Genomic DNA, 7,024 nt, shown 5'->3' on the forward strand with positions numbered 1-7,024 from the left:
AAAGGGGTCATATTGAACCTCCGCCGTACGCTGGTCTCGGCCGCCCTCGTCGCCGCCGTGATATCGCCCGCGGCCGTGTTCTCCGCGGCACCCGCCTTCGCGGAGTCGGGTCCGGCGGCGCCGGCCCAGAACGGCGGCGACTCGCTCGCCGCACTGGAGAAGGCCCAGGCCGACACGATCAAGGCCCGCGATGCGGCCTACGTCGTCGCCATCTCCGCGAAGGCCAACTTCGAGACCTTCAAGCGCGACCCGCAGCCCGAGCAGATGTGGGTGCAGCGGGCGAAGGACACGGCGGAGAAGGCGGCCTCGGCGGCAGCCGCCGCCGACAAGGAGGCCGAGGCGGCCGCGCTGGCCTACGGGTCCGCCAAGCCGGAGGAGCTGGACAAGGCCCGGGAGCGGATGCTGGCGGCGGACAAGGCCGCCAACGAGGCGCACGACGCCGACACCAAGGCCAAGGCTGCCGTGACCGCCGCCCAGAAGAAGCTGAACGACCTGCTGGACGCCGAGAGCGCCAAGGTCGCCCAGGCGGAGGCGGACCTGAAGGTGGCGATCAAGGCCGCCGCGGACGCCAACAAGGCGTACGCCGAGGCGAAGGCGGCCGACTACGCGCGCCGCGAGGCCGAGCAGCACAACAAGCCGGCCGACAAGCCGGCCGACAAGCCGGCCGACAAGCCGATCGAGCAGCCCGCCGAGAAGCCGGCGGAGAAGCCGGGGGACAAGCCCGCCGAGCAGCCCGGCACCGTCACCCAGGCGACCGACGCCACCGCGGCGAAGCCGAACTCCTCGACCACGTCGACCACTTCGACGAAGTCGTCGGCGACGTCGACCTCCGCGACCAAGGCCACCACCGGCTCGTCCGCCGAGCTCGCCGAGACGGGCGCCGGCCCGGCCACCCCGTACCTGGCCCTGGGCTCAGGCCTCGCCATCAGCCTCGGCGCCGCGGCCCTCTACGTCTCCCGGCGCAAGACGGTCCGCTCCACCTCCTGACCAACCCCTCCCGGTCTGCCCTACGGTTCCGCATCTTCGGGCTCGAAACTCCCCGATCGGGTGAATATCGGCTGATTCACCCGATCGGCCCTTCGGTCGTATGCGACTGTGCTGCCGTTGCTTGTGCGAGATCGCGCGGGCTCATCACACTGGACGGGAAAGAGGTGTCCCAATGAGCGTGCTCGTCGCCGAGAGGACCGTCGTGAACCTGGACCAGCAGCTGTGGCAGGCGTGGAAGTCCATGGATGTACCCGAGGGCTTCCGAGCGGAGATCATCGAGGGGACGATCACGTTGTCACCCACCGGCAGCAGCCGCCATTTCGATGTCAACAACCGGGTCCTGGAGGACCTGTTCGTTCACCTGCGTGGCAGCGACTGGCGGCCGGGAAACGACTGCAATGTCATTGACGGTCTCAAGGTGCTCATCCCTGACGTGTTCGTCGCCCGGAGGGACTTCGAGGCGATCGACCATCCGGAGGGCAAGGGCCTGCTGGCTTCCGGTGTCACTCTTGTCGTCGAGACCGTCTCCCCCGGGGCCGAGAACCGTCGCCGTGACCACGTTCTCAAACGCCGCGCCTACGCCACAGCGGGCATCCCGGTGTACGTCATCATCGACGACCACGATGACGGGGGCGCCGTCACCGTCCTCACCAACGCCGACACCAAGCGCGGTGCCTACGCCTCCTCGACCCGAGTGCCGTACGGCGAGGAGGCCGTCATCCCCGAGGGCCCGGCCAAGGGGTTCGTCATCGGGCCGGAGATCACCGGGGAGCGGCGTGGCTGAGGCGGGGGCGTCGTTCCGGCGGGACCTGGCCGAATGGCGGGTGGGGCTGGTCGCGTGGCGGCTGCTGGTGTTGCAGGCGGCGCATCCGGTGGTCGGGGCGGGGATGGACGAGCACTCGACGTACCACGCCCATCCGTGGCGGCGGGTGGAGCACACGCTGGGGAGCGGGCGGCGGCTGTTCTACCAGGACGCGGACGCGTTGCGGCGGGAGATCGCGCGGCTGGAGCGGGCGCACAAGCGGATCCGCGGTACGGGCGCGGACGGGCGTGCGTACGACGCGGACGACGCGGCGACCAGGGCGTGGGTGCTGCTGACGCTGTTCGAAGCCGTCGTCGCCATGCGGGAGTTGGGCGGGGACAAGTACACCTCGGCCGAACTCGACGACGCCTACGCCGAGTTCACCGAGGTCGTCGCGGCATTTGGACTTCCGGATGGTGAACTCCCCGCAAGGGCCGCCGACTTGCCCGGCTACTTCACCCGAGTCGCCCGCGAGCGGCTGGAGTTCACCGAGTCGGCGCGCTACCTGCTGTACGACATCCTGCGCGAGGCGCCCCGGCCGCGCGGCTCCGGTTCCTCGGGGACGCGGGCTGGCGGGCCGTGCGCGGCGAGGCCGCCGTCCACGCGGCCTTCGAGGGCTGGTGGGAGCAGCTGCGCGAGAACATGGACGCGAACGGCGACGGCAAGGTGAGCTGCGAGGAGTTCGTGGCCGCCACCATCGCGGGCACCCAGCTCCTCGGCCGCCCGTAGCTCCGGGAGAAGGGCGCCCCACCGGACCCGGGCCGGGGCGCCCTTTTCGTGCTGTCCGCCTCGGCTTGGGTCAGGCGCGTCCAAGCCGTGTCAAGCGCCGGCACGTACAAGATGATCACCGGATCCGCCCGGCCGTTCGTTGTCCCTGCCACCGCCCGCTCCGCAGACTGTGCGCACCGCCCCGCAGTCCTTCGTCCCGGTCAAACCCAACCCCGCGTGTGGATCACTCGTAAGGATGATGGATACTGGCCCTTGTGAACGTGTTCACGTTCACAAGCGGACAAGCTTGCGTGGTTAGGCAGCGGTCTACGGCTATAGATGACGTTTGTTCCGAATGTGCCCAAAAGGGCAGGTTGGAGAGAGGGCGACGTGGAACTGGCAATCGCTCACGAAACCATCGCCAGATGGCAATTCGGCATCACCACCGTCTACCACTTCCTCTTCGTCCCGCTCACCATCAGCCTGGCCGCCATCGTGGCCGGGCTGGAGACCGCCTGGGTGCGGACGAACAAGGAGAAGTACTTCCACGCCACGAAGTTCTGGGGGAAGCTCTTCCTGATCAACATGGCGATGGGGGTGGTCACCGGCATCGTCCAGGAGTTCCAGTTCGGGATGAACTGGTCCGACTACTCCCGGTTCGTGGGGGACGTGTTCGGGGCCCCGCTCGCGATGGAGGCGCTGATCGCCTTCTTCTTCGAGTCCACCTTCATCGGCCTGTGGATCTTCGGCTGGGACAAGCTGCCGAGGAAGCTGCACTGCGCCTGCATGTGGATGGTCGCCCTCGGCACGGTGCTCTCCGCCTACTTCATCCTCGCCGCCAACTCCTGGATGCAGCACCCGGTCGGCTACGCGATCGACAAGGCCACCGGCAAGGCGCAGCTCACCGACATCACCAAGGTGCTGTTCCAGAACACCACCCTGACCGTCGTCGCGCACACCCTGACCGCCGCCTTCCTCACCGGCGCGGCGTTCATCGTCGGCATCGCCTCGTTCCACCTGTGGAAGGCCAAGCGCCGCCCGGAGACCGCCGACCCCAAGAAGACCGCGGCGATGCGCACGTCGCTGCGGCTCGGTCTGGTGCTGGCCGTGGTCTTCGGCGCCGGCACCGCGCTCAGCGGCGACTCGCTCGCCAAGGTCATGTTCGAGCAGCAGCCGATGAAGATGGCCGCCGCCGAGGCGCTGTGGGACACCCAGTCGCCCGCGCCGTTCTCGATCTTCGCGGTCGGTGACGTGAGCAAGGGCCACAACTCGGTCGAGCTGGAGGTCCCGGGGATACTGTCCTTCCTCGCCCACAGCGACTTCAGCTCCTCCGTGCCCGGCATCAACGACACCGCGAACGCCGAGGCCGCCAAGTACGGCGGCGACCCGAAGGACTACATCCCGAGCATCTTCGTCACCTACTGGGGCTTCCGCCTCATGATCGGCTTCGGGATGACCTCCTTCGTGGCCGGCGTGATCGGGCTCTGGACCACCCGCAGGAAGTTCCTCCTGCGCCCCGAGTTCCGCACCGGCGACACCGAGGTGCCGCGGCTGATGCTCACCCCGAAGCGCGAGCTCGGCCCGTTCCTCACCAAGTGGAGCTGGCGGATCGGCATCCTGACCATGGGCTTCCCGCTGATCGCCAACAGCTTCGGCTGGGTGTTCACCGAGATGGGCCGCCAGCCCTGGGCCGTCTTCGGCCTGATGACCACGGCCAGCGCGGTCTCCCCCAACGTGGGCGTCGGCACCCAGATCGGGGCCCTCGCCACCTTCACCACGCTGTACGCGGTCCTCGCCGTCATCGAGGTCCGGCTGCTGGTCAAGTACGCCAAGGCCGGTCCGGTGGTGAGCGAGCAACCCCCGACCGTGGACCCGTCGCTGCGCGGACCGTCCTCGGACGAGGACGCCGACAAGCCGCTCGCGTTCGCCTACTGAGCACCACAGGGGATCTGACATGCAACTCCACGACGTCTGGTTCGTCCTGATCGCCGTCCTGTGGACCGGCTACTTCTTCCTGGAGGGCTTCGACTTCGGGATCGGCGTGCTCACCAAGCCGCTGGCCAGGAACACCGCCGAGCGGCGGGTGCTGATCAACACGATCGGCCCGGTCTGGGACGGCAACGAGGTCTGGCTGCTGACCGCCGGCGGCGCGACCTTCGCGGCCTTCCCCGACTGGTACGCGACGCTGTTCAGCGGCTTCTACATCCCGCTGCTGGCCATCCTGGTCTGCCTGATCGTGCGCGGCGTGGCCTTCGAGTACCGGGCCAAGCGCGACGGCGAGCGCTGGCAGCGGAACTGGGAGGAGGCCATCTTCTGGACCTCGCTGATCCCGGCCTTCCTGTGGGGCGTGGCCTTCGCCAACATCGTGCGCGGCGTGGACATCGACGCGCAGAAGAACTACGTCGGCACGCTCGGGGACCTCCTCAACCCGTACGCGCTCCTCGGCGGCCTCGTGACGCTCGGCCTCTTCACCTTCCACGGCGCGGTGTTCGCCGCGCTGAAGACGGTCGGCGAGATCCGGCTGCGCGCTCGCCGGGCCGCGCTCCGGGCGGGCGTGGTGACGGCGGTGCTGGCCCTGGTCTTCCTGGGCTGGACCCAGGCCGACAGCGGCAACGGCCGGAGCCTGGTGGCCCTGGTGGTCGCGGTGCTGGCCCTGGCCGGCGCGCTGGTGGCCAACCAACTCGGCCGCGAGGGCTGGGCGTTCGTCCTCTCGGGGGCGACCATCGTGGCCGCGGTGGCGATGCTCTTCCTGGCGCTCTTCCCGAACGTCATGCCGTCGACGCTGCACCCCGAGTGGAGCCTGACCGTCACCAACGCCGCGTCGTCGCCGTACACGCTGAAGCTGATGACGATCGTCGCGGCCGTGTTCACCCCGCTCGTGCTGCTCTACCAGGGCTGGACGTACTGGGTGTTCCGCAAGCGCATCGGCGTCCAGCACATCCCGGCCGGACACTGACGTGCGCCCGGTCGACCCCCGGCTCCTCGGGCACGCCCGCACCACCCGGGCCTTCCTCGCCGGATCCGTGCTCCTCGGCGGGGCGGGCGCCGTCCTGGTGGTCGCCCAGGCGAGCCTGCTCGCCGAGGTCGTCGTGCGGGGCTTCCAGCAGAAGGCGACGGCCGGCGAGCTCACCGGCCCGCTGGTGCTGCTCGCCCTGACCGCCGTCGGCCGGGGGCTGGTCGGCTGGCTCACCGAGCTCACCGCGCACCGGTCCGTCGCCCGGGTGAAGTCCACCCTGCGGCGCCGGCTGCTCGACCACGCCACCGCGCTCGGCCCGTCCTACCTGGCGGGCCGGCGCACCGGCGAGCTCACCACCCTCGCCACCCGCGGCATCGACGCGCTCGACGACTACTTCGCCCGCTACCTCCCGCAGCTGGCGCTCGCGGTGGCCGTGCCGGTGATCGTGCTGCTGCGGATCGCCGGGGCCGACGTCACCTCGGCCGCGATCATCGCCGGGACGCTGCCGCTGATCCCGCTGTTCATGGTGCTGATCGGGATGGCCACCCAGTCCCGGATGGACCGGCAGTGGCAGACCCTCGCCCGGCTCTCGCACCACTTCCTCGACGTGGTCGCCGGCCTGCCCACCCTCAAGGTGTTCAACCGGGCCCGGGCCCAGGCCGCCACGATCGCCCGGATCACCGCCGACTACCGCCGGGCCACCCTGCGCACGCTGCGGATCGCGTTCATCTCCTCGTTCGCGCTGGAACTGCTCTCCACGCTGTCGGTCGCCCTGGTCGCGGTCTCCATCGGCTTCCGGCTGGTGGACGGCACGCTCGACCTGGAGACCGGACTGCTGATCCTGATCCTCGCCCCCGAGGTGTACTTCCCGATCCGCCAGGTCGGCGCGCTCTACCACTCCAGCGTCGAGGGCCTGACGGCGGCGGACGAGATCTTCGAGGTGCTGGAGACGCCGCTGCCCGCCGCCGGGACCGTCCCGGCCCCCGCACTCGCCGGCGCGACCGTCACGGCGGACGGCCTGGTCGTCCGGCACCCCGGACGGACGGAACCCGCGCTGGACGGCGCCGCGCTGACACTCCGTCCGGGTGCCACCGTCGCCCTCACCGGACCGAGCGGGGCCGGCAAGTCCACCCTGCTGTCCGTCCTCCTCGGCCTCACCGCGCCGGACGCCGGCACCGTCCGGATCACCGCCGCCGACGGCCGCACCCACGACCTGGCCGACCTCGACCCGGCGAGCTGGCGGCGGCAGATCGCCTGGGTGCCGCAGCACCCGCACCTTTTCGCCGGGACGGTCGCCGAGAACCTGCGCCTGCACCGGCCGGAGGCGAGCGACGACGAGCTGTGGACGGCGCTGCGGTCCGCGCACGCGCTCGACTTCGTGACGGACCTGGACACCGTGCTCGGCGAGGACGGCGCCGGGCTCTCCGCCGGGCAGCGCCAGCGGATCGCGCTCGCCCGCGTGCTGCTCGCCGACGACCGCCCGCTGGTGCTGCTCGACGAGCCGACCGCCAACCTGGACGGCGCCTCCGAGGCGGCCGTCGTGGACGCCGTCCGGGCGCTCGCCGCGGACC

Annotated in this window: 6 protein-coding genes; all 6 read left to right on the plus strand. The window is 70.4% G+C overall.

The features are described 5' to 3' along the window. Positions 1 to 12 precede the first annotated feature (12 nt). Positions 13 to 987: an LAETG motif-containing sortase-dependent surface protein gene (locus AB0O00_RS06285; protein ID WP_363648937.1), complete on the plus strand. Its 975-nt coding sequence runs from the start codon at positions 13 to 15 to the stop codon at positions 985 to 987. Positions 988 to 1,189: 202 nt separating this feature from the next. After that, positions 1,190 to 1,771, plus strand: coding sequence for a Uma2 family endonuclease (locus AB0O00_RS06290; protein ID WP_363648938.1), 582 nt, complete (start codon positions 1,190 to 1,192; stop codon positions 1,769 to 1,771). Next, positions 1,764 to 2,459: an oxygenase MpaB family protein gene (locus AB0O00_RS06295; protein WP_363648939.1), complete on the plus strand. Its 696-nt coding sequence runs from the start codon at positions 1,764 to 1,766 to the stop codon at positions 2,457 to 2,459. Before AB0O00_RS06290 ends, AB0O00_RS06295 begins: the two co-directional genes overlap by 8 nt. A gap of 428 nt (positions 2,460 to 2,887) precedes the next feature. Further along, positions 2,888 to 4,432: a cytochrome ubiquinol oxidase subunit I gene (locus AB0O00_RS06300; RefSeq protein ID WP_363648940.1), complete on the plus strand. Its 1,545-nt coding sequence runs from the start codon at positions 2,888 to 2,890 to the stop codon at positions 4,430 to 4,432. 19 nt (positions 4,433 to 4,451) lie between these two features. Next, positions 4,452 to 5,453 (plus strand): cytochrome d ubiquinol oxidase subunit II, encoded by a 1,002-nt coding sequence (gene cydB / locus AB0O00_RS06305; protein ID WP_363648941.1) that lies wholly within the window; start codon positions 4,452 to 4,454, stop codon positions 5,451 to 5,453. A gap of 1 nt (position 5,454) precedes the next feature. Beyond that, positions 5,455 to 7,024, plus strand: a 1,570-nt coding sequence (gene cydD, locus AB0O00_RS06310; protein ID WP_363648942.1) for a thiol reductant ABC exporter subunit CydD, incomplete at its 3' end; no start/stop codon positions are given.

The organism is Kitasatospora sp. NPDC093558 (assembly GCF_040683475.1).
Lineage (GTDB): Bacteria > Actinomycetota > Actinomycetes > Streptomycetales > Streptomycetaceae > Kitasatospora.

Bases quoted from the DNA above. Each gene is read 5' to 3' on its own strand.
- cydB (WP_363648941.1), top strand. From the start codon at position 4,452: ATGCAACTCCACGACGTCTGGTTCGTCCTGATCGCCGTCCTGTGGACC.